Source organism: Pontibacter diazotrophicus (assembly GCF_003367245.1).
In the GTDB taxonomy this organism is placed as follows: Bacteria; Bacteroidota; Bacteroidia; order Cytophagales; family Hymenobacteraceae; genus Pontibacter; species Pontibacter diazotrophicus.
Genome location: NZ_QRGR01000079.1, coordinates 1 through 1,259 on the forward strand (window position 1 = coordinate 1; position 1,259 = coordinate 1,259).

2 protein-coding genes are annotated in these 1,259 nt (G+C 46.9%); both read right to left on the reverse strand.

The genetic code is table 11. The annotated features are described in order from the left end of the window. Positions 1-38: 38 nt before the first annotated feature. A complete protein-coding gene (locus DXT99_RS26735; RefSeq protein WP_317048166.1) occupies positions 39-902 on the reverse strand; it encodes an IS3 family transposase in 864 nt (287 codons plus the stop codon). Further along, positions 887-1,201, reverse strand: coding sequence for a transposase (locus DXT99_RS26740; RefSeq protein ID WP_115568654.1), 315 nt, complete (start codon positions 1,199-1,201; stop codon positions 887-889). Before DXT99_RS26740 ends, DXT99_RS26735 begins: the two co-directional genes overlap by 16 nt. Positions 1,202-1,259: the final 58 nt, after the last annotated feature.

Below are 1,259 nucleotides of genomic sequence, written 5' to 3' on the forward strand. Positions count from 1 at the left end.
TGAACTTGCAACAATAAATTGGACAAAGGATTAAGCTGCTAAATGTTTAACATTTCTTCCATTTGTTTGGGTGTACGGTATCCCAGACTTGAATGGAGTCTTTCTCTGTTGTAGAAGATCTCGATGTATTCGAAGATCTCTACTGCAGCCGCCCTCTGATTTTCAAACCTGGAGCCGTAAACCCCCTCTGTTTTCAGGCTTTTAAAGAAGCTTTCAGCCACTGCGTTATCCCAGCAGTTGGCTCTCCGGCTCATGCTTTGGCGAATCAAGGGGTAAACCTGAAGTTCTTTTCTGAATTCGTCACAGGCGTACTGCACACCTCTGTCAGAATGGAATATCAGGTCCTGAGCAACAGGCCTGTTTCTGACAGCCATTTTCAAAGCTGCCACTGTTGTGTGCTTTGCTCTCATGGTTTCACTCAAGGCCCAGCCGATTACTTTTCTATCGGCTAAATCCAGCACTACAGTCAAGTATAGCCACCCGGCTAAGGTTCTGATGTAAGTTATATCCGACACCCACGCCTGGCCAGTGGTCATAGGCGAGAAGTTTCGGTTTAGCAGATTCTCACTCACTGCAAAACTGTGCTTTGAATCTGTGCACACCCTGAAGCTTTTTACCATCCTGGCCTTGATCTGAGCCTGTTTCATCAGCCGGGCTACTCTAGGCCTTGAAACCTTGACTTCTTTGGCTTTCAGGGCCTCGCTTATCCTGGGGCTTCCATAACGCTGCTTGCTCTTCTTGTGCTCCTCCTTAATCAGAGACAGTAGCTCCTGGTTTTCTTTGGCTCTTTTTGACACTGTTCCTTTTAAAGAATCATAGTAGCCGCTCCTGCTGACCTGGAATACCTCACACATCTTGTCAACGGGAAATCTGGAGCTTTGAGAGGTTATAAACCTGTAGATTTCCCGTCTCCCCTGGAGAAGATGCTGATGGCCTTTTTTAAGATATCCCTTTCCATCTCCACATCGCGGAGCTGTTTCTTTAGCCTGGCTATCTCTGCTTCCTCTGGAGTATGCCTGGGTTTTCCATGGCCTGTAAAACTGCCTTCTGGCTTTTCGAGGTGCTCTGAGCGCCAGCGGTAGATAAGCTCAGGGCGGATACCCAGTTCTTTGGCTAACTCATGCATGTTCTCCCTGGTCTTGCTGAGCTCTACAGCCATCACCTTGAATTCTTTGTCGAACTTTCTTCTCTCTTGTGACATAGTGTTAAGTTATAGGTTTTTCGCTTAACTATATGTCCACTCAAATGTAGCAGCTCCA

Excerpts from the sequence above, each read along its gene's own strand:
- DXT99_RS26740 (WP_115568654.1), bottom strand. The coding sequence starts at position 1,201 with ATGTCACAAGAGAGAAGAAAGTTCGACAAAGAATTCAAGGTGATGGCT.